The sequence below is a fragment of the Pedobacter sp. MC2016-15 genome (genome assembly GCF_026239695.1).
Taxonomy (GTDB): domain Bacteria; phylum Bacteroidota; class Bacteroidia; order Sphingobacteriales; family Sphingobacteriaceae; genus Pedobacter.
Map to the genome: position 1 here is coordinate 588,479 of NZ_JAPIVS010000002.1, position 22,039 is coordinate 610,517.

Sequence of the window (22,039 nt, forward strand, 5' to 3'; positions counted from 1 at the left end):
TAGTTACAACAGCATTCTACGCTTGTATTCATTTTGTAGAGTCTAAACTATTCCCTCTTACAAACGGAGATAAGGATTTTGAATCCTTTAATGCATATTGTGATTTTCAGCATAATGAGAACAATAGCAAGCTAAGTAAACATGCCTTGAAGGCTCAATTGGTTAAAATTTATTTACCTGCAATCAATACTCAGTACAGGATGTTGAAAGATGCATGTATGAACTCACGGTATACAGATTATCAGGTTTCTGATAATAAAGCACAATCCTGTAGGGATACAATGAAGGTCATAAAACGCAACTGTCAATAAGACTGTTTATTTAATAGCGTATTATCTGGCCAAATTTCAACTGTAATTACGCAAGCTTCGGCAGTTAGCGCAGAATTTGATAGACAAATTCAACTGCTGTTACTAACGAGCTATGTCCGGTGATCGCTCTACCAAAGTCCGCGTATACTCCGCCTGTGGTCCATATTGTCAGCGCGTTTTTTACTACCTAAGGACGCGCTCTGAATGTGCAGGACAGGCGTAGTATAGGCGGACTTCCTGAAACGAAAAGCAAAACCAACACTGCCATAAATGATTTTTTTGATGCTGCTAAATATGGACATATCTGGTCAATTGTGGACAGGCATGGCCATTAGTGGACATGAGAGATGCACCTAGGCTCAAAACAGAATAACCATGAAATCATTTGATCCTGGAGAGGATCATAAGCCAGAAGAGGAAGATAGACGGAATTGCTGATTTGTGATAGGAGTAATGAGGATCGGGGGTGACTGATGGTCATTCCCGGTTTTTTAATCAAAATAGCAATAGTATTTAATAAATTTTTTGATCGTTCTCAGCATTTAATGTAATGTACGAAAGCATATCATCGCTAGTACCAGCTGCTTTTGCAATATTTAAATATGACATTTCAATATCTACATTTTCGCATGCTTCTATCCATGCATGGTCATGCGATTTTGTAACCAATTGTTCGAAGTTTAGTCCTTCGTTTTCAGTCAGTGATTTATTAAGAACGTTGATTTCAGACTCTGCAAGTTCGTCAACATCTGCATCTTTTGTAGGAGTGACAATTGGTACCCCTGCCTCTCTGCGGATCGAAAAGGAATGAGACACTTCCATGGCCTCCTGAAGAGGGTGAGATCCTTTCTCTGCTGCTTTAAAAATATCATACAGAAATGAAGGTACAGGACCAAAATTCATAGCTTGATAAGCATCACCCGTAATTGGTCTGCCGTACGTTTTCAAGTGAGCCTGATCCGCAAAATAAAGGATTTTGAAAGTTTTGTGGCAGTCAGCTTCGCCGAGGTGGTTAAGCACATACAGCGCAGCATTCAAAGTCTTAATTTTATTAACATTAAATCCTTGCATGTTACAAAGTTAAATAAGCAAAGCGAAAGATACTAATTTCTTTAGTTGATGACTTTTGACAATTGATACCCTATCGGGTATCTTTTAAGAGCATTGAAATATATTATACCCGATAAGGTACAATATTTATAAAATTCATTATATTTATACCCTAAGGGGTACAATATGGAGCTATTATCATTATTTATCAAAGAAAAAAGGAAGAGCCTAAAGCTTTCACAGGAGGAATTGGCCTTTAAAGCAGGCGTAGGTATTCGTTTCATCAGGGAACTTGAAAGAGGAAAACCTACGCTTCGCCTTGATAAAGTTAATGAAGTCTTAAGGCTGTTTGGTAAACAAGTTGGTGTCATAGATAAAATTGGATAAACATGGCACAAAAAGCGAAGATTTTATATCGTGATGTGCTGGCCGGCTGGCTGGAACAGTATGATGATGGTTATCGGTTTATATATGAACAGGCTTATCTCGAGAGCAGCAATCCAAAGCCTATCAGCCTCACTTTACCACTCTCTCCCTATCCTTATACCAGTAGAATCCTCTTCGCGTTTTTCGATGGACTTATACCCGAAGGATGGTTGCTAAACATCGCCAGAGAGCACTGGCACTTTAAGGGTGCAGACAGATTTGAGCTCTTATTAACATTGTGCAGAGATACTATTGGGGCAGTAACTGTCTATCCGGTTGAGGAGGATAAAAATGAGTAATTGCTACTTTTGCTATCAACCTGTAGATACCGACAGATCGTATCATCCAAAATGCTGTAAGCGTTTTTTTGGAAGTGAGAATTTACCAGTGCTGGAGCTCAATAAAGATCTGCTGCTTAAACTGGCGAATACAACTGTTCATCAGCGAATATCCCTTACAGGTGTTCAGCCCAAGCTATCAGTATCTTTGAGTAAGGGAGAAAGAGGCGCCAGATTGACAATTGTTGGATTATGGGGTGATTATATTTTGAAACCTCAGCATACAGCTATTGATCATATGCCCGAGGTTGAGGACCTCACAATGCACCTGGCAAAGTTATTCAGGATTGACACTTGTGCTCATACATTGCTCCCGGCATCAAACGGAGATCTGGTCTATCTGGCCAGGCGGTTTGACAGATTAAAAAAAGTAAAAATACATATGGAAGATTTCTGTCAGCTGGCAGAATTTCAGACAGAACAGAAATACAACAGTACCTATGAACGTTGCGGTAAGTTAATACAGAAATATTGCCACAGTGTAGGGCTGGATCTGTTAAACTACTTCGAAATCCTGGTATTCTCCTTCCTAAGCGGAAACAACGATATGCATATGAAAAACTTTTCTGTGCTCCATTTAGAAAATGAAATCAAACTTGCACCTGCTTACGACCTCACCAACGGGCAGCTGATCAATCCAAAAGACAAGGAGGATATGGCATTACAGTTGAATGGCAGAAAAAAAAGAATCTCACGTCATGATTTTGAGCAATTAGCCACTGTACTAGGAATATCACCAGTTGTTTGCAACCGAGTGCTGAAGAAATTTACAACCGAGCCCACAAAAGTTTCTGAACTTATTGATCAGTCCTTTCTAAACGACGATTACAAAGCAGGGTATAAAAAAATCTGGACCAGTAAGCTGGAGATCCTAAGAGGTTAAAAACGCAAAAAGCCGGCATCATGTGCCGGCTTCCCCAATTGCATGTCAATATAATTATTCTCTTCCGGTATTCATTGCCAGCACACGTTTAGGTGCATGGTAACCATAGCGCGAAGGATTCTTCAGGATCTGTTTCATTGAAATGAGCTTATATACATAACCGCCTGTTTCACGGTTAAGCTTCATTTTGAAATAATTATCCTGGCTTTGCCTGTTGATCTGTTTTCTCATATGGTTATCACCTACATTGTAGGCTGCAGCCACTAAGGTCCAGCTATCGAAGATCCCATAAAGTTCTTTGATGTATTTGCAGGCAGCGATAGTAGATTTACGCAGGTTTTTGCGTTCATCGACTTCCGAATTCACTTTCAGTCCGTAACTTCTGGCAGTGCCAGGCATAAACTGCCAGAATCCGTTTGCTCCTTTTGGAGACATTCCGCCCTGGATACCCGATTCAACCAGCGGAACATATTTAAAATCGTCCGGGATACCGTAAGCTGCGAGGATGGGTTCGATAATCGGGAACCATTCTGCTGCTAAATGATGTAAACGATTGGTTTGAAGATTGCTGAAATTATGTGCAGCAAGAACTCTCTTCATTTTTCGCTCTACTTTCCTGTCGCCGATGGGCAGGGATTCTTCTGCGAAATTTAACTGAGCCATCAGAGTTGCCGGCTCTTTTTTTATAGTAGGTATTGTGGGTATTAATGTGTTTTTAACAGTGGTATTGACTTCTTTTTTTTGACTTTTTGCTGCTTGGGGCATGTAGTAAGCAAACACTTTTGCCATAACCAGTAACCCTAAAATTACTGAACATGTTATTATGTGTTTCTTTATCATTTTCCTCCTTTTTTTGGTTAACAATTATAAAACGCCTGCAAACATACAATATATAAAGCTAATTATCAAGCTTTTACAGGATTTAGGGCCAAAAGTCCGGTTTAAACGCCTGTAGAGCACGATTTTAAATTTAACATTTGGATGGAAAATATAAGAGGTGGTTTGAGCTATTTTTATTAAATTTGCACCCCGCATTAAGTATGTGGTTAACAGCGTATCATGATAAAAAATAACAACAGGAACAGTCGGGATGACAAGTCCAAACCGGGAAACCGAAGCACAACAGGTAGAAGCCAGAGTGGAACAGATAATTCTTACAAAGGTAAAAGCAAGTTTGAGGGTAAAGACGGGAACGATAAAGGAAAATCCGGAGCAGGGAAAGACAACTACAGACCGAGAGCTGCAAAAGATGGTGACGATTTCAAAAGCAGACCACCAAGAGATGGTGAGAGAAGCAGCTTTAAACCGAGAGGCGGAAGAGAGGGAGACAATAAAGACTTTAAAAGCAGGCCTCCGAGAGATGGAGAAAGAAGCAGCTTTAAACCAAGAGAAGGCAGAGATACTGAAGGCAGCTTCAGACCAAAAAGCCCGAGAAGCGCAGGAGGACCTTCCAGCTTCAAACCACGCGCATTCAAGGAAGGCAGTTCCAAAGAGATGCCAAGAAATGAAAGCCGCAGTTATGTAAAAAAAGACAATTTCAGTTCAGATGGCGAAAGACCATTCAGAACTTTCGATAAAAAATCCAGCACTTCAAGAAGTACAGACAGCAGGCCGTTCAGAAAAAGAGCAGATGGCAGCCCACTTTTATCAGGTGGAAAACCATTCTCCAAAGACCGTCCGGCAGCAGCGCCGGTAATGCGAAGCAGAAAAGAAAGCAATAGCGTGGATGACGGCAAAATCCGTTTGAACCGTTACATTGCTAACTCAGGTATCTGTTCACGCCGTAAAGCTGATGAGCTGATTGCTGCAGGTGTAGTTTCGGTAAACGGTGTTCCTGTTTCTGAACTGGGACATAAAGTTGACCCGTCGAAAGACGAAGTACGCTACAACGGAGAGTTGCTTAAACGCGAGAAGAGAGTATATGTATTGCTGAATAAACCTAAAGATTATATTACCACTACGGATGATCCTCAGGAGCGCCGTACAGTAATGTCACTGGTAGAAAAAGCAAGCAGAGAGCGTATATACCCTGTAGGTCGCTTAGACCGTAATACCACAGGATTATTATTGATGACCAATGATGGTGATCTGGCAGATAAACTGTCGCACCCTAAAAATGGTATCACTAAGATTTACCATGTTGAGCTGAGCAAAAGCTTGAGCCAGGGCGACCTCAACAAGATTCAGTTTGGACTGGAGCTTGAGGATGGTATCATCAAACCAGATTCTGTTTCTTATGTTGCAGGTGGTTCAAAACGCGAAGTTGGTATTCAGATCCACAGCGGTAAAAACAGGATCGTCCGCAGAATATTTGAACATTTAGGCTACGAAGTTGTGAAACTGGACCGTGTAGTTTATGGTAACCTGACTAAAAAAGATCTTCCTCGCGGAAGATGGCGCTATTTAGAGGAGCATGAACTGATCCAGATCAAACATTTGATCCAATAAATATCACCCCTAAGCGTTATTTTGTTAGAATGAGAAAATTACTTTATCTGTTAGCCGTGGTTACATCTTCCTTTACTGCAGAAGCACAACAAGCCGACTATCGTCTGGTGATCGGAACTTATACAGCTCCGGGCAAAAGCGAGGGGATTTATGTATATGATTTCAATACTGCTACTGCCGACCTTAATCAGGTAAGCGTACAGAAGAATGTGATCAATCCCAGTTTCCTTGCACTGACAGCAGATAAAAAATTTATCTATGCCGTGAATGAAGATGCAGACAAGAGCACAGTGAGTGCTTTTAGTTTTGATGCAGCCACAGGTAAATTAGGTTTTCTCAACAAACAAAACTCGGAGGGTGCCGATCCCTGCTACCTCATTGCTGACGACAAGCATGTGATTACCGCCAATTACAGCGGTGGCAGCATTGCAGTGTTTGAAAGAGATCGTAGCGGTGCTTTAACGCCTGCAAAACAGGTAATACAGCATACAGGATCGAGTATAGATAAATCAAGGCAGGAAAGCGCACACGTTCATATGGTGCGCTTTACTCCTGACCGTAAATATATCGTATGTAACGACCTGGGTGAAGATAAAGTAAGCCTCTATGCTTATGATAAAGATGCTGAAGAAAATGTGCTAACCCTTAAAGACAGTATCAGCGTTAAACCCGGTAGCGGCCCAAGACACATCGTTTTTGGCAAGAGTGGCAAATATGCCTACCTGATACAGGAAATGCATGGTGATATCACCGCCTTCAGTTATAATGAAGGTACACTCAATAAGATTCAGGAAACCAGTATGGTCGACAAAAATTTTAAGGGAGAAAACGGCGGCTCAGATATCCAGATTTCGGCAGATGGCAAGTTCTTGTATGCTGCAAACAGAGGTACAGCAAACACCATCACTACTTTTGCCATCGGCAAAGACGGCAAGCTCACCAAAAAAGGCCAGGTAAATACCAATGGTAAAAACCCAAGAGCTTTTACCATTGATCCCAGCGGAAACTGGCTGCTGGTTGGTCACCAGAATACCAATGATATCGTAATTTTTAAGCGTAATCAAATTACCGGTGAAATTAAAGACACCGGTAAAAAGATTGAGATAGGTGCTCCCGTTTGTTTTATTTTTGTACCTAAGAAATAAAGTTTTTATACACCCTGCGTCAACATGACCTGTGCAGCGCTTTTATCAATAATCTTATTGTACATCTCTATATAAGATGGCAGGATCTTCTTCAGATCAAAGTCTTTTGCACGGGTAAATGCATTTTCTTTAAAGCGGTTAAGCACTTCATCATCCTTAAGGATTGACACTGCCTTAGCGGCCATATCTTCTACATCACCTACATTACTCATATAACCACAGAAACCGTCTACATTGAGTTCCGGCAATCCACCGGCATTTGAGGTGATAATCGGCACCTTGCAGGCCATCGCTTCCAATGCTGCCAATCCAAAGCTTTCCGTTTCAGAAGGCATCAGGAATAAGTCAGACACCGAGAGAATTTCTTCAATAGCATCCTGTTTACCCAAAAAGCGCACCTGATCGCAGATACCGAGGTCACGGCATAACTGCTCATTATTTGCGCGGTCCGGACCATCTCCAACCATCAGTAACCTCGAAGGGATCTGATCATGGATCAGTTTGAACATCCTGATCACATCAGCTGTTCTCTTCACCTTGCGGAAGTTAGAAGTATGGATTAAGATCCTTTCATTATTTGGCGCAATAGCCTTTTTAAAGTGATCTTTTGGCTTCAGGCTAAACCTGGAGAAGTCAATGAAGTTGGGGATAACCTCAATCTCATTGGTGATATCAAAATGCTTTTTCGTGTCTTCTTTAAGATCTGCTGACACTGTAGTTACCCCGTCTGATTTATTGATGGAGAACGTTACTACAGGTTTGTATGTTGGATCTTTACCTACGAGCGTTATGTCAGTACCATGCAAGGTAGTAACAAATGGAATATGGATGCCATAGGTCTCCAGGATCTGTTTTGCCATAAAAGCTGCAGAAGCATGTGGAATGGCATAGTGAACATGGAGAATATCCAGTTTTTCAAAGCGTACGACATCTACCAGTTTACTGGCCAGGGCAGACTCATAGGGAGCGTAGTCAAAGAGAGGATAATCTCTTACAGAAACTTCGTGGTAGTACAAATTGGCAGAGAAAAAATCTAACCTGGCAGGTTGGCTGTAGGTAATAAAATGTACCTGGTGCCCTTCATCGGCCAGCGCCTTTCCCAGTTCTGTAGCCACAACACCGCTACCGCCAAATGTGGGATAGCAAACAATACCTATCTTCATGAGAGATTATTCTTAATAATGGTTATAATGATTGCATAAGTGTATTACACATTCACAAGTCTTTTGTTTTGCGATTGCAAATTACAGTACTAAACCTGAGCTTTATGTTAAACAATTGCAATTATTTCGTACGTAACGAGATTATTGTCCCATTTCCGATTGAATCACCAGATACATCTCATTAGGTCGCTGTGTGCCAATGTAATACATCAGACCATCTCGGTCTGTCAAAACTATCGCATCCTTACCTGAAGAATAAAAACGGATGCTGCCCTTACGGTGTAAATTATATACAGGGTTGTTAAATAAATAGTTGCTGTAGGTATCTTTTCTCACACTTACAATGCTGTTAAGGTCGATCTTCACCTTCTTGGCCGTCCACAATCCATCGAGAACGATGCTCTTATTGTGGATGATAATCTTGTACTGTATCATAAACAGCAGGATAATAGAGATTCCAATGATCCCAAAACCGACCACCAGAAAGAGATCCTGTGTATTATCGCGGTCTCTTTCATATACATATGCACCAAAACAGAAGGCTGCCATTAATAAACGGATACAGATCCTAATATAATCGCGGCCAATGTATTGTTTTTCAAGAAAAGCGTACTTGTTGCTCATTTATTTAAATTTCTGTTCGAATATAACGACTTTTTTTGTGGTTGCCCTCACTTTATATCGGTTGTCCTGTCGTAAACCTGTCACCCAGATGATTTCCCCATTGCCATTCACAAGGATCGGGATGTTCTCTTTTTCGGGCAGGGGCACCTTCAGATCAATAAAGAAATCACTGAGGTTTTTAAAGTTTTTCATTCCCAGCGGCATAAAGCGGTCGCCCTCCTGCCAGTTTCTAACGATCAGCGGGAAAATCACTTTGTCGAGATCTACATAAGCCTGATTTTTATTTTTTCCGAAGCCCGGTTCCTCTGTATAAGTAATTTCAATCAGCTGTCTTCCAAGGTCAACTGTTTTGTCTGCCCGGTGAATTGTATGGTGCTCATGTACCTCTGCCAGTGCTGTGATGATCAGCAAATTCCTGTCTATCGTGATGCGGTATGTGCTGCTGTAAAAGGAAGTGCCACTTTGTTTGTCCAGTGAAGCTATGAGCTCTTCAGCAACCATTTCAGTAAATCCGTAAGGCTTCAGAAGTTCATATACCAGCAACCTTTGCGGATGCAGCGCTTTGATCTTATCAATATTTAGATAAACCCCATTTACCCTTTCTTCACAGATTTCCTCCCTGAGTTGCGATACCCGCTGTTGCAGGATGATCTCCGTATCGGAGAAGCGTTGAATATTATGTGCAAAAGTCTCCTCCAGATTGGGATTGATCTCTTTAAGCTTTGGAATCACCTCCAGCCTGAGTTTATTTCTTGCATAGTTGGCACTGAGGTTAGAGCTGTCCTCAACATATTCTATCGCATTTGAACTGATCAGTCTGTCAATATCTTTCCGGGAGAGAAAGAGTAAAGGCCTGATCAGGAAATCCCGCTTAGGGAGAATACCATGCAGACCTGCAATCCCGGTACCCCTTACCAGGTTGAGTAAAACCGTTTCTATGGCATCATCCTGATGTTGCGCAATAGCGATAAAATCGAAGTTTTCTGCTGTCCGCACTTCTTCAAACCAGCGGTAACGCAATTCGCGGGCTGCCATCTGGGTAGATATTTTATGTGTTGCCGCATAAGTTTTTGTCTCGAAATGCGTTACATACAGAGGGATATCCATTTTAGCGGCAAGAGTACGGACAAAATGCTCATCCCTTTGAGACTCCCCGGCCCTTAATCCAAAATTACAGTGTGCAATACCAAAATTAAACCCTGCCTCTTTAAAAAAATGAACCATCAGGACAGAGTCTTTTCCTCCGCTTACAGCAAGTAATATTTTATGGTGACGACCAAAAAGGTCATTTTGACGTATGTATTCAGCGAAAGTTTGCAGAGGCAACATCTTCAAAACTACAGAAAAAACAAGAATTAACTATATGAATATTGCTGAGCAAAAAACTAACTTTGTAAAGTGCAAAAAAACCACGCTTTTAACATTCATGGCGCTTTCATGAATTTACTTCATACCACATCCGGGAAAATGCTAGCAGGATTTTTCCTGTTTTTTCTGCTGCCCCTGTGCCTTTCTGCACAGCAGAAAACCAAGATCATTCTGCAAAGTTCAGAGCGAAGCAGGATCATTACCAAAACCGATATCACCTATTTAAGAAAACCTGTTTTTAAACAGGATAATGCCATTCTAACCTGCGATAGTGCTGTTTTTTATACTGCAAAAAATTACTTTGAAGCCTATAACAATGTACATATCAACCAGGCTGATACGATCAATATTTATTCGGATTTCCTCACTTACGACGGAAATGCCAAACTTGCGCATTTAACCAGCAATGTAAGGCTGGTGGATAAAAGTTCTGTACTGACAACCAATGTGCTCGACTACAGTATGGGACCCAAAGTTGGAACATATGTGGATGGCGGAAAAATCGTGAATAAAGATGCTACCATCACCAGTAAAAACGGCTATTATTTTGCCAATACCAGGGATGCTTATTTCAGATACAACGTATTGGTAGTTACTGAGCAGAGTACTATCAAATCTGATACGCTGAGATACAATACCTTTTCTAACTGGGCGTACTTCTATGGCCCTACCAATATCAAAGAAAAGGATGGCAACCTCTACACAGAAAATGGGGCCTACAATACCAAAACCAGGTATGCTTATTTTGGAAAGAAAAACCTTTACACCTCTGGCAGCAGATCTATGAAGGGTGATAGTTTGTACTATGATGGTCTGGCAGGTTATGGCAGGGCAGTGCGGAATATCACATTTAGGGATACCGTAGATAAGATGCTCATGCGCGGTCAGCTTGGATATTATTATAAGGCAGACCAGCGAACGGTGGTCACCAAAAATGCATATGCCGGAATGGGTACCAACGACTCAGTGATGGTGAATAATGTAAAACAGCCTGATAGTTTGTGGCTGGGTGCCGACACGCTGGAAACGCAGATGGTGCTCCAGAAATCATTGAAACTCATCAAAGGGCCGATGATTAAAAAGGATAACGAGCTTGGTGAGGAAGATCGCGAAAGCAAAATGAACGGCGTAAGCAAGAAAGCACCTGCGCCGGATAAAAATAAGAAAAATCCACCCGCAGCAATCAAACCGCCTGAAAGTAAGAAAGACAGCTTAAAAACAGACAGCTTGCAGAAGACAAAGGTCTTAGCGTTAAAAAAAGACTCGCTCAAGACAGACACGCTAAAGCTACCCCCGGGGATGAAAAAGGTAGATTCAATTCCGAAAGCTAAAATGCAGCTTGGGGTCAAAAAGCCCGTAGCAAAAGATAGCCTCCCTGTAAACCCGCTGGACACGATACGTACCCGGAGTATCAAAGCATACAGGCATGTAAATGTGTTTAAATCTAACATGCAGGCCAAGGCCGATTCACTTTTTTATACGAGTGCAGATTCTACCCTGCGCTGGTACAGGGATCCGATTATATGGTCACAAGGCTCACAGCAAACTGGTGACACCATTTATCTGCAGCTGAGAAATAAAAAAATCAACTCTGTGCAGGTGATCCAAAAGGCTTTTGCCGTAAATGTAGACCCTATTGATACTACCAAATTCAATCAGATCAAAGGCAAGATGATCACCGGATTTTTTACTGATGGAAAGCTGAGCAGCATGTATGTGGATGGAAACGCAGAAAGTGTTTATTTCACAAAAACCGATGACGGGAAGAAATATGATAAGATGAACCAAACTGTGAGCAGCAGGATCAAGATCGTCTTCAGGAACAGTGAAATCGGTGATGTCGTACCTATAAAAAATGTGGAAGGAGCCACCACTCCTGTAGCAGATATCAAACAGGAGGTCATTCTGACTGGTTTTATATGGAAACCAGAGTTAAGGCCACGATCCAAAAAAGACGTGACCAACCCGAGGCTGGCACCGAAGCCTAAAAAGCCGGTTCCTGCAAAGGCAGCACCAAAGGGCTTAAAGGCAATTATACCCACAAAAGTAATTGATTCGGCTACGAAAGCTATGCCTAAGATTATTAAGAAAGCAGACTCTTTGTCTAAACAGCTTCTTCCTTTAAAAAAGCAATAAGCTTACGCATGGCAATAGCGCGGTGACTGATCTGGTTCTTCTCGGCCATATCCATTTCCGCAAAAGTGCAGTCATATCCATCCGGTTGGAAAATAGGATCATATCCAAATCCATTACCGCCGGTTGGCTTTTCTCTGATCGTACCTGCTATGGTGCCCTCAAAAAGAAATTTCTCACCGTCCCTGATCAGTGAAACTACTGTTTTGAAACGGGCTTTCCTGTTTTGCACACCTTCCAGCTTTTGCAGTACAAGGTTTAGGTTTGCTTCATCACTCCTCCCTCCGGCATAACGTGCCGAGTAAATGCCGGGTTCATTATTCAGCGCCTCAACTTCCAGTCCGCTGTCATCAGCAAAACAGTCGAGCTTAAAGTTTTCAGCAACGAAGCTACTCTTCAGCTCTGCGTTCCCGGCAAAACTATCAGCGGTTTCAGGTATATCGGTAGTACAACCGATGTCTGTTAGATTAAGCACTTCATACTGACCTGCAAGCAGGGTTCTTACTTCATTGGTTTTATGCTGGTTGTTGGTGGCAAATACGAGTTGTCTCATCTAAAATGTAAATTGTTTAAGGCTGCTCCATAATTTCTTCTTCCCCTCCTGATCTGCTGACAGCAGGTCTAATCTGCCAGTAAAGACCAGCTTTATTTCTCCTTGTGTGCCGATACTATGTTGTGGCTGATCAATAAGACCAAGCTGGGCCGGACTGACCCCGAATGCCAGTACAAGCGTACTGCTAAAAAACGTACTCAGCTCCTCAAATTTCACATGGCTGTAGTTAAAGTAGTTCAGCAAAGCAAAATCATTTGCAGTAAGCTGCATCGCTTTCACCAAATTCCGCAGCAACTCTCTGCCACTCTCAGAACTCACGTCATTTTCACTATCATTCACGAGGATGAGCACATTTTTCTGGTTTTTACCGAGGTATTTGAACACTGTTGCCGGCGCAATTTCTGGAGCCGGAGCTGCGGGAACTGCCGTTACCAGGGGTGCTGCAACATCTTCAGTCCTCACCAGATAGATATCATCAGTAAAAAATAAACGAAGTGCTTCGGCACTTGTAGTCAATTGTTCTGCCATGAATGGAGTATGATATGGGAATATTTTTTGTGTTAAAATTAGTTAAATATCCTATTATAGCGCCTTTATTTATTACTTTTATAGCTTAAAAAATACCCTAGCAAATCTTTTGTGAGAAAAACCTGCTGTATTATTATTCTCTGTTTTTTCTATTTCGGTACTGTTGCACAAAACGTTGCTGTAGTAAACAGCAATCCCATCAGCCAGAAGGAATTTGTATGGGTGTATAAAAAACACCGCCCCGGAAATACCCAGCCTACATTAACTGAACTGATCTCTTTCCTGAACATTTACATAGACTTTAAACTCAAAGTTGAGGATGCCAGGGCAGCGGGTCTGGATAAAGACAGTACTTATCTGGCTGACACAAAGAACTATGAAGATGCGCTAACATCGGCGACACCGCCTGAAGCCCAGCAGGTAGATTATTCTCTGGTGATCAGGGAATACAAAGAAGCTTTACTGCTTTTCAACATCTCGCAGGTAAAGATTTGGGACAAGATAGGTGAAGAAGAAGATACGATACAGCAATATTATAATACCCACAAACAGGATTATTCTTCCAAACCCTTTGATGAGGTACAAACTGAAGTGACCGCAGATTACCAGAAGAAAATTGAGTGCGACTGGGTAACTTCACTGAGAAATAAATATAAAATAACCATCGATCAGAATTTGCTTGGCAAGTTGATCAGATGATACACCATACAAATGGTTGAATAATAGTAAATTTGCAAATAAAATATAATTGAAGAAAGTATAATGAAGAAAGTTTTATTGATGGCAGGTGGGTTGCTCCTCTTGTTTATGATGAATGTACAGGCTCAGAACAAAAGCGTAGATAAGGTGATCGCCGTACTTGGAAGTGAAGTGATCTTGTTATCTGAACTTAATCAGCAATACGTTATGTACCTTAACTCGGGTAATCCACCTGATGAAAAGGTAAAATGTTATATCATGCAGCAGATGCTGGTTCAGCACCTCTTAAAACAACAGGCAGAGATTGACTCTGTAATGGTGGATGATAAGCAGGTAGACGACGAACTTGAAAGAAGGATGCGTTACCAGATGCAACGTGCAGGCGGACAGGATAAACTGGAAGAATTCCTGAATAAATCTGTGTTGCAGTATAAAGATGAGCTTAGACCTGATGTTAAAGATCAGCTGCAGGCCAATAAAATGCAGGGAACAATTACTGAAAAGGTGAGCATTACGCCTTCAGAAGTAAAGAAATATTTTGATTCTTATAAAAAAGACAGCTTACCGGATATCCCGGCAGAATATGAAGTTGGGGAAATTACGCTGAATCCGGAACTTACAAAAGCTGAAAAACAAAGATATATGGATAAACTGGATGCCATCAGACTCCGCGTGAAAAGCGGTGAAGATTTCGGCTTCCTGGCAAAAACTTATTCTGAAGATCCTGGATCTGCTCCTGAAGGTGGCGACCTGGGTTTCTTTAGCCGTGGCGATATGGCCAAAGAGTTTACTGCATGGTCATTTAAACTTAAGGCTGGAGAAATCTCTCCTGTATTTGAGACTGAGTTTGGATTCCATGTGTTGCAGGTAATTGAGAGAAGGGGTGAGCAGGTTCATGCACGCCATATCCTGATCCGCCCGCAGAATACGCCACAAAGTTTAGATCGTGCAAAACTACATGCTGACAGTATCTACACGAACATCATGGATAAAAAACTAAGCTTCTCCACAGCAGCTTCACTGTACTCTGCCGACAAAGAATCTAAGTACAACGGAGGGATGATCCTTTTTGCCGATAACGTTACTGCAAGAACAACGTTCATTCCTGCGGATAAATTAGACCCTAAAGTTTACCAGGTGATTGATACCATGAAAGTGGGCGAAATTTCTAAACCGGTACCTTTTACAGGTCAGGATGGTAAACAGGGTTACAAAATCGTCTTCCTTAAATCCAGTGTTCCGGCACACAAGGGAAATCTTGATCAGGATTATACCAAGTTTAAGGAGAAAGCCCAGCAACAAAAAAGTGACCGTGTAATGAGTGAATGGTTTGAAAAAAGAAGAAAGAACACTTACATTAGGATCGATAGCGATTACCAGGATTGCAGTGAACTGAAAATCTGGACGAAACCTCAAACGAGCACAGAAACAAAATAGATGACAGCATACCATAACGACATCGCGGCAGTAGATGCCTTACACCAGTCTTATACTGATATTAAGAATGAGATAAGTAAAGTCGTTATTGGTCAGGATGAAGCAGTGAAAGCTGTGCTCATCTCCATCTTCAGCAATGGCCACTGTTTATTGGTGGGTGTTCCGGGACTGGCTAAGACCCTCCTGGTGCAAACTGTTGCAGATGTGCTGGATTTACAATTTAACCGCATACAATTTACGCCAGACCTCATGCCTGGCGATATTATCGGCGCAGAGATCTTAGGAGAAGACAGGAACTTTAAATTTATCAAAGGTCCTGTCTTTTCTAATATTGTACTGGCAGATGAGATCAACAGAACGCCGCCAAAAACTCAGGCCGCCCTGCTCGAAGCCATGCAGGAAAAAGCGGTTACTGCCGCAGGATTTAAACATATTCTCCCCAAACCATTTTTCGTACTCGCAACACAAAACCCGATTGAGCAGGAAGGTACTTATCCTCTTCCGGAAGCGCAGCTGGACAGGTTCATGTTTAATATCCAGCTGACATATCCAAGCTTCGCGGATGAAATGACGATCGTCAGGAATTCTACCGGGGGCGAAACGGTAAACCTCAGAAAGCTGATCAATGCAGATCAGATCCAGTATTTCCAGCAACTGATCAGAACAATCCCGGTTACGGATAATGTGTTGGAATATGCCGTGAAACTGACGGGCAAAACCCGCCCGGGAAGTCCGCTGGCAACAACAGAAATCAATCAGTATGTTAACTGGGGCGCCGGCCCGAGAGCATCCCAGTTCCTGATTCTTGGCGCCAAATGTCATGCAGCGATATCTGGTAAGTACTCTCCGGATATTGAGGATGTACAGGCTGTTGCAGAGGCAATATTACGCCACAGGATCGTTAGGAACTACCGCGCAGAAGCGGAAGGTCTTTCCATTGAGAAGATCATTAAGAATCTGCTTTAAGGCAGATTATCAAAAGCTGCATCCCCTTTTTTAATGATAAAATTTTTAGCATTTTTGTGGCTGCAAATTTGCTGTCTTTATTTTGAAGATTTCAATAGCGTTTATAAATATATATGAGCAAAAATACCATTGACCTGGGCGAGCAAAAAGATGTAGAAGTGTATGGTGCCAGGGTCCACAACCTTAAAAATATAGATATATCTTTTCCGCGTAACCAACTGGTGGTCATCACCGGACTAAGCGGTAGCGGGAAGTCGTCACTGGCTTTTGATACCATATATGCCGAAGGGCAGCGCCGCTACATGGAGACGTTCAGTGCCTACTCACGCCAGTTTATGGGCGGTATGGAGCGCCCGGACGTGGATAAAGTGTCGGGCCTGAGCCCGGTAATTGCAATTGAGCAAAAAACAACAAGTAAAAACCCACGATCTACTGTAGGCACGATCACAGAAATCTACGATTTCATGCGTTTGCTTTATGCCCGTACCGCGGATGCTTTCTCTTACAATACAGGAGAGAAGATGGAGCGGATGAGCGAAGATCAGATCCTGAACAATATTTATACAAAATATGACGGACTGGCAGTAAACATCCTTGCGCCGGTTGTAAAGGGACGTAAAGGTCATTACCGCGAATTATTTGAGCAGATCCGTAAGCAGGGTTATGTGAAGGTGAGGATTGACGGTGAAATTCAGGATATGACTGCCAAAATGCAGGTAGACAGGTACAAGATCCATGATATTGAAATTGTAGTAGACCGCCTGATGGTGGACAGGAAAGACCATAAACGCCTTGTCGACTCTGTGCAGACCGCCATGCGTTTAGGTAAGGGCATCATCAAGATCAGCGACAAGGAGAATAACGTTTCTCACTTTAGCCGCTTCCTGATGTGTCCGACAACAGGTATCTCCTATGATGAACCTCAGCCAAACAGTTTCTCTTTCAACTCACCGTATGGTGCGTGTGAACGATGCGACGGACTGGGCTATATTTTTGTAGTAGACAGGGAGTCAGTGATGCCTAACCCCAAGCTGAGTATCCTTAACGGTGGTCTGGCACCGCTGGGTGAGTATAGGGATATCTGGTTGTTCCAGGTGATCAAGGCCCTGGCAAAAAAATATAACTTCTCACTTTCTACGCCTATAGAGAAGCTTACGGAAGAAAATATAGACATGATCCTGAACGGTACGCCGGAGCTGCTGTCTGTAGCTGTGGAATACAATAAATGGAATGTTCAGAACTACCAGATTACCTTTGACGGAATCATTAAACTGCTCGAAGAGCAGAATGAGAAAAAAGGCGAAGGAGCTATAGACGATATGGAGACTTTCCGCAAGCTTAAAACCTGTCCTGTGTGTGAAGGGGCAAGGTTGAAAAAGGAAAGCCTGCATTTTAAGGTTGACGGTAAGAATATCTTTGAACTGGCAGAAATGGATATTAACAGCCTTAAAGGCTGGTTCGCTGATGTGGATACCCGTTTAACGGAACGTCAGAATGTTATTGCCAAAGAGATTCTGAAGGAGATCCGTATCCGTCTGGGCTTTCTCTCAGATGTGGGTTTGAATTATTTGTCGCTCGACCGGACGGCAAGAACACTCTCAGGAGGTGAAGCACAGCGTATACGTCTGGCAACGCAGATCGGTTCGCAGCTGATGAACGTGATGTATATTCTGGATGAGCCAAGTATTGGCTTGCACCAGAGAGATAACGAACGACTGATCGGGGCATTAAAAAACCTGCGCGACCTCGGTAACACGGTACTGGTGGTAGAGCATGATAAAGATATGATCCTTGAAGCCGACTGGGTGATTGATGTAGGACCTGCTGCGGGTTTACACGGTGGGCAGATCGTTGCACAGGGAACTCCTGCAAAGATCCTGAAATCAAAAACGCTTACTGCCGCTTATCTGAACGGTGAAAAGGAAATAACGGTTCCTAAGAAAAGAAGAAAAGGTAACGGACATAAATTACAGATCCTGAAGGCCAGTGGCCATAACCTGAAAAATGTTTCGGTAGATTTTCCATTGGGTAAGTTCATTGCCGTGACAGGTGTGTCGGGCAGTGGTAAATCAAGTCTGATTACAGAAACGCTCTACCCGATTTTAAATCATCACTTCTTCAGGGCAAAAAAACATCCCCTGCCATACGAAAAGATCAATGGCTTAAAGGAGATTGATAAAGTGATAGAAATTGACCAGGCGCCAATAGGAAGGACGCCAAGATCAAACCCTTCTACTTATACAGGGGTGTTCTCGGATATCAGGAACTTATATGTGCAGCTACCCGAAGCAAAGATCAGAGGCTACAAACCCGGACGTTTTTCATTTAACGTGAAAGGTGGGAGATGTGAAACCTGTCAGGGTGCAGGAATGAAGGTAATCGAAATGAATTTCCTTCCTGATGTGCATGTGCCATGCGAAGAATGTGGGGGCAGAAGGTACAACAGGGAAACGCTTGAAGTGCGCTATCGTGGCAAATCTATCAGTGATGTGCTGGATATGAGCATCGAGGATGCCTGTGATTTCTTTGAAAATATGCCTGTGATCTACAGGAAGATCAAAACACTGAAAGATGTGGGACTCGGGTATATTACCCTGGGACAATCCTCAACCACTTTGTCAGGTGGTGAAGCACAACGTGTAAAACTGGCTACAGAGCTTTCTAAAAAGGATACAGGCAGAACGTTTTACATTCTTGACGAGCCTACCACAGGTTTGCATTTTGAGGATATCAATGTTTTACTCGGTGTACTCAATGAGCTTGTGGATAAAGGAAATACTGTACTCGTAATTGAACACAATCTGGATGTGGTTAAGGTTGCCGACTGGGTAATTGACCTTGGTGAAGAAGGTGGTGCAGGTGGAGGAAGAATTATTTTTGAAGGTACACCGGAAGGATTGACCCAAAATCCTATCAGTCTGACAGGTAAATTTCTTAAAAAAGAAATGAATATAAATTATTAACTTGTATTGATGTGACGGGCATGATTTCTGCATAACCTAAAAAAATAAATGTTTACACATGAAAAACTTGTTATCCGCAAAACAGATGCGTGATGCAGATGCAATCACGATTAAAAACAAGGAAATAACATCCATCGACCTGATGGAATCTGCATCAGAAGCGTTTGTTGAGGCATTTATAGAGGAGGTGGCAGATCATGAAACTACCATAGCCGTTTTGTGTGGTAAAGGAAATAATGGTGGTGATGGTCTTGCGGTAGCAAGGCTGTTAAAGGCTCAAGGGTATACGAGTGTATTTGTATATCTTATCGCTTTTTCAGAAAAAGAGAGTGCAGACTATACCGCTAACCTGAAAAGGCTCGAGGATTTATGGTTCCCGATGCTGGCTGTTAATAAGGTTGAAGACCTGCCTGATATCAAAGATGAAGTAATTATTGACGCCGTCCTCGGTTCGGGGCTGAATGCTCCACTGGAAGGCCCATATAAAGAACTGGCTCAAAAGGTGAATGCTTTAAAGAGACATGTGATCGCTATTGATGTACCTACTGGCTTTCCTGCTGAGGGAGAATTGAAAGAAAATAGTGTATACCTCAAGGCCGATCTGGTAATTTGTTTTGAGCGCCCCAAGATTAACTTTTTCTTTCCGGAAGCTGCGCAGGCACTTAAACACTTCAAGGTAGTATCTATTGGTCTTGATGAAGACTTTATTCAGCAATGTCCGTCGTTATATCATTTGGTTGAGGCTTCAGACCTCAGAGAAATGGTGCAGCCAAGGGAGTTGTTTTCACATAAAGGGACATATGGACATGCGCTGATCATCGCTGGTCAGCAGCAAACTATGGGGGCCGCACTTTTAGCAGCCAGGGCTTGTTTACACGGAGGTGCCGGGCTTACGACAGTATCCATCCCTGAAAGTGGTCTCACGGCCCTCAATACCAGCTTACCAGAGGTAATGTATCTGGACAGGGGGGAGCTGAGTGCAAGGAGCATCCAAAAGTACAGTACTATAGCGATAGGTCCGGGCCTGGGAACAGGAAAAGAAAGTACCGATCTGTTGAAGAGCATTTTTCAACTCAACCGTCCCCTCATCCTTGATGCTGACGCACTGAATATTATCGGCAATTACCCTGAGTTTTTAAATCACCTTCCTTCGGATTCAATTTTGACGCCGCACATGAAGGAGTTTGATCATCTGTTTGGTAAGCATCAATCCTGGTGGGAGAGGTTGGAGACTGCAAGAAATAAAGCAGTAGCGCTCAATTGCATCATTGTCCTGAAAAATCAGTTTACCTTTATCATTGATCAGAGTGGAAGCGTTACGGTAAATTCTACAGGAAATCCTGCGATGGCACAGGGTGGAATGGGAGATGTTCTTACAGGTTTAACGGCGTCATTTGCAGCCCAGGGATACAGTGCAAAGGATGCGGCAATTATTGCGTGTTATCTCCATGGTAAAACAGGGGATGAACTGGCAGAAGGACAGGTAAGTGTTTCGGCATCTGCTCTGGCAGACCACCTCGCTTACACGCTAAAAGGATTAATTAAATAGACACGGAACCAATTACAACCATCTTTTCCATAGTAGGTGCTGCGCTTCCGCCACGTTTTTCCAGCGTAACTGCGAAAGCCTGTGCATCACTTACTTCTTTCATAGGAAGAAGTAACTTCTTAGGTTGTGTTTGTGCATCAAATACACCAAGATCAACGGGTTTACCCTTTACGATAGCCCATAACTGATACTGATGGGTATCATCATTTTCAGGCAGTTCCATTTTGGTGTTGTCTACCATGACATGCTGGCCTTGTTTATGCCAGTAAACCATCATGTTTGCCTGTGGTGATATTTTTGTACCTGCAAGCTTTACCGATGACCACGTCGGATCAGAAGCAATTGCTGCAATCTCCTGCAGCTCTTTGTTCTCATTTTTGATATAACTAACGGTAGCGGCAAACTTTTCTCTGTCTGTACTTAAAGAAGCGATCTGCTCATTTGCAGAATTCAGCTTGTCGTGTGCAGAATACAGTGCTGCGGTACTGATTACCAGGAGTGCAATACAGGCCACCAAAGAAAATTTTAATGTTCTGATGGTGGATGCAGATCTGTCATCATGTAAAGGCACTACAATTGCTTCTTTCTGCGTAGCAGAATTTACTGAAGGCTCCTGAGCAGGAGCAGGGATAATTTTTTCGAATATTTGTTTTTCTAAACCTACAGTAGGTTCTATTGAATGACTTAAGGCATAATGCTCCATAGCAATCTCGATGGCGTTTAGTTCCTCCCTGATGTCAGGAAACTGGTGTGCCATCGCTTCAACCTCCCGTTGTTCCTGGGCGTTTAATTGCCCGAGCACGTAAAGTTCAAGTATGCCTGTTTCGATGTATGCCTTTGATTCTTCCACTTAATTAAAATGCTTTCTTAATTCCATAATAGCCATCCTGATTCTGGTTTTCACCGTACCCAATGGTAAATTCAGTTCCTCTGCGGCCTCAACATGGGTATAACCTTTGAAGTATACCATGTTTAATACATCATTATATTCTGGTTTAAGTGCAGTAACCATATCCCTTAGACCAAGTGTATCAGCATTAAAAGTGATCTTTTTTTGCGAGTCAATGAAATCTACGTTATTTTCTATGTCTTGGTTTTTATTAGAATTTCTAAAGTCTTTGGAACGAAGTTTATCTATAGCTATGTTGCGTGCAACATTGATCATCCAGGTAAAAAGACGCCCTTTGCTGCTGTCGTAACTGTCAGCAGAGTTCCAGATTTTTATGAAAGTTTCCTGTAACAGGTCCTCAGCAATTTCGGATTGCTGGATGATTCTGGAGATAACCCCTAACAGGGCACCAGAATACATATCGTATAGTGCCTGTATGGCAATAGTCTCGTGACCTCTGAGTGCACGCACCAGGTCATCTTCTGTGAGGGATATTTTTTTAGTCGCTGCCAATGTTGCTAATATACAGAAAGTCTAACAAGTTCAAACATGATTTGTTTGAAAGA

The 22,039-nt window shown here is 42.4% G+C and carries 20 protein-coding genes; 11 read left to right on the plus strand and 9 right to left on the minus strand.

The genetic code is table 11. From position 1 onward, the window contains the following. Positions 1 to 824: 824 nt before the first annotated feature. Positions 825 to 1,382 (minus strand): Panacea domain-containing protein, encoded by a 558-nt coding sequence (locus OQY15_RS07295; protein WP_265789548.1) that lies wholly within the window; start codon positions 1,380 to 1,382, stop codon positions 825 to 827. A gap of 165 nt (positions 1,383 to 1,547) precedes the next feature. Here OQY15_RS07295 and OQY15_RS07300 point away from each other — a divergent pair, with 165 nt between their 5' ends. The 3 genes from OQY15_RS07300 to OQY15_RS07310 are packed head-to-tail and all read left to right on the plus strand — an operon-like array spanning position 1,548 to position 3,008. After that, positions 1,548 to 1,748 (plus strand): type II toxin-antitoxin system Y4mF family antitoxin, encoded by a 201-nt coding sequence (locus tag OQY15_RS07300; RefSeq protein WP_265789550.1) that lies wholly within the window; start codon positions 1,548 to 1,550, stop codon positions 1,746 to 1,748. Between the two features lie 2 nt (positions 1,749 to 1,750). Then, positions 1,751 to 2,086: a HipA N-terminal domain-containing protein gene (locus OQY15_RS07305; protein WP_265789552.1), complete on the plus strand. Its 336-nt coding sequence runs from the start codon at positions 1,751 to 1,753 to the stop codon at positions 2,084 to 2,086. Next, positions 2,079 to 3,008, plus strand: coding sequence for a HipA domain-containing protein (locus OQY15_RS07310; RefSeq protein ID WP_265789553.1), 930 nt, complete (start codon positions 2,079 to 2,081; stop codon positions 3,006 to 3,008). Before OQY15_RS07305 ends, OQY15_RS07310 begins: the two co-directional genes overlap by 8 nt. A gap of 54 nt (positions 3,009 to 3,062) precedes the next feature. Here the strand turns inward: OQY15_RS07310 and OQY15_RS07315 are convergent, their stop codons facing one another. Beyond that, complete coding sequence (locus OQY15_RS07315; protein WP_265789556.1) at positions 3,063 to 3,671, minus strand: lytic transglycosylase domain-containing protein; 609 nt, start codon at positions 3,669 to 3,671, stop codon at positions 3,063 to 3,065. Between the two features lie 396 nt (positions 3,672 to 4,067). Here OQY15_RS07315 and OQY15_RS07320 point away from each other — a divergent pair, with 396 nt between their 5' ends. Both OQY15_RS07320 and OQY15_RS07325 read left to right on the plus strand, forming a co-directional pair. Beyond that, entirely contained in the window at positions 4,068 to 5,456 is a 1,389-nt protein-coding gene (locus OQY15_RS07320) for a pseudouridine synthase (protein ID WP_265789558.1), read from the plus strand. 29 nt (positions 5,457 to 5,485) lie between these two features. Further along, positions 5,486 to 6,601: a lactonase family protein gene (locus OQY15_RS07325; protein WP_265789560.1), complete on the plus strand. Its 1,116-nt coding sequence runs from the start codon at positions 5,486 to 5,488 to the stop codon at positions 6,599 to 6,601. A 5-nt stretch (positions 6,602 to 6,606) separates the two neighbouring features. Here OQY15_RS07325 and bshA read toward each other — a convergent pair whose 3' ends face one another. The 3 genes from bshA to tilS form a co-directional block, all read right to left on the minus strand. After that, positions 6,607 to 7,764, minus strand: coding sequence for an N-acetyl-alpha-D-glucosaminyl L-malate synthase BshA (bshA, locus tag OQY15_RS07330; RefSeq protein WP_265789562.1), 1,158 nt, complete (start codon positions 7,762 to 7,764; stop codon positions 6,607 to 6,609). 141 nt (positions 7,765 to 7,905) lie between these two features. Continuing rightward, positions 7,906 to 8,388, minus strand: a complete 483-nt coding sequence (locus tag OQY15_RS07335) for a hypothetical protein (protein WP_265789564.1) — start codon at positions 8,386 to 8,388, stop codon at positions 7,906 to 7,908. Then, complete coding sequence (gene tilS / locus OQY15_RS07340; RefSeq protein WP_265789566.1) at positions 8,389 to 9,717, minus strand: tRNA lysidine(34) synthetase TilS; 1,329 nt, start codon at positions 9,715 to 9,717, stop codon at positions 8,389 to 8,391. Positions 9,718 to 9,825: 108 nt separating this feature from the next. Between tilS and OQY15_RS07345 the strand changes: the two genes are divergently transcribed. Then, on the plus strand, positions 9,826 to 11,892 hold the full coding sequence (locus OQY15_RS07345) for an OstA-like protein (RefSeq protein ID WP_265789568.1): 2,067 nt from the start codon (positions 9,826 to 9,828) through the stop codon (positions 11,890 to 11,892). On the opposite strand, the gene OQY15_RS07350 is transcribed toward OQY15_RS07345, so the two are convergent. Both OQY15_RS07350 and OQY15_RS07355 read right to left on the minus strand, forming a co-directional pair. Next, positions 11,861 to 12,442: a non-canonical purine NTP diphosphatase gene (locus tag OQY15_RS07350; RefSeq protein WP_265789570.1), complete on the minus strand. Its 582-nt coding sequence runs from the start codon at positions 12,440 to 12,442 to the stop codon at positions 11,861 to 11,863. The two genes, OQY15_RS07345 and OQY15_RS07350, sit on opposite strands and share 32 nt — an antisense overlap. Continuing rightward, positions 12,443 to 12,970, minus strand: a complete 528-nt coding sequence (locus OQY15_RS07355; RefSeq protein WP_265789572.1) for a hypothetical protein — start codon at positions 12,968 to 12,970, stop codon at positions 12,443 to 12,445. It abuts the gene before it with no gap. Positions 12,971 to 13,081: 111 nt separating this feature from the next. Here OQY15_RS07355 and OQY15_RS07360 point away from each other — a divergent pair, with 111 nt between their 5' ends. The 5 genes from OQY15_RS07360 (at position 13,082) to OQY15_RS07380 (ending at position 20,584) form a co-directional block, all read left to right on the plus strand. Beyond that, positions 13,082 to 13,669, plus strand: a complete 588-nt coding sequence (locus tag OQY15_RS07360) for a hypothetical protein (RefSeq protein WP_265789574.1) — start codon at positions 13,082 to 13,084, stop codon at positions 13,667 to 13,669. Positions 13,670 to 13,732: 63 nt separating this feature from the next. Next, positions 13,733 to 15,106, plus strand: a complete 1,374-nt coding sequence (locus tag OQY15_RS07365) for a peptidylprolyl isomerase (RefSeq protein ID WP_265789576.1) — start codon at positions 13,733 to 13,735, stop codon at positions 15,104 to 15,106. Beyond that, a complete protein-coding gene (locus OQY15_RS07370; protein WP_265789578.1) occupies positions 15,107 to 16,072 on the plus strand; it encodes a MoxR family ATPase in 966 nt (321 codons plus the stop codon). 113 nt (positions 16,073 to 16,185) lie between these two features. After that, positions 16,186 to 19,035 carry an excinuclease ABC subunit UvrA gene (uvrA, locus tag OQY15_RS07375; RefSeq protein WP_265789580.1) on the plus strand — a complete coding sequence of 950 codons (2,850 nt, stop codon included), beginning with the start codon at positions 16,186 to 16,188 and terminating at the stop codon, positions 19,033 to 19,035. 58 nt (positions 19,036 to 19,093) lie between these two features. Further along, entirely contained in the window at positions 19,094 to 20,584 is a 1,491-nt protein-coding gene (locus OQY15_RS07380; protein WP_265789582.1) for an NAD(P)H-hydrate dehydratase, read from the plus strand. On the opposite strand, the gene OQY15_RS07385 is transcribed toward OQY15_RS07380, so the two are convergent. Together OQY15_RS07385 and OQY15_RS07390 are read right to left on the minus strand one after the other, a co-directional pair. Beyond that, the gene (locus OQY15_RS07385) at positions 20,577 to 21,434 is read right to left on the minus strand and encodes an anti-sigma factor (protein ID WP_265789584.1); all 858 of its coding nucleotides are present in this window, start codon (positions 21,432 to 21,434) and stop codon (positions 20,577 to 20,579) included. The genes OQY15_RS07380 and OQY15_RS07385 overlap by 8 nt on opposite strands. Continuing rightward, positions 21,435 to 21,986, minus strand: coding sequence for a sigma-70 family RNA polymerase sigma factor (locus OQY15_RS07390; RefSeq protein ID WP_265789586.1), 552 nt, complete (start codon positions 21,984 to 21,986; stop codon positions 21,435 to 21,437). Positions 21,987 to 22,039: the final 53 nt, after the last annotated feature.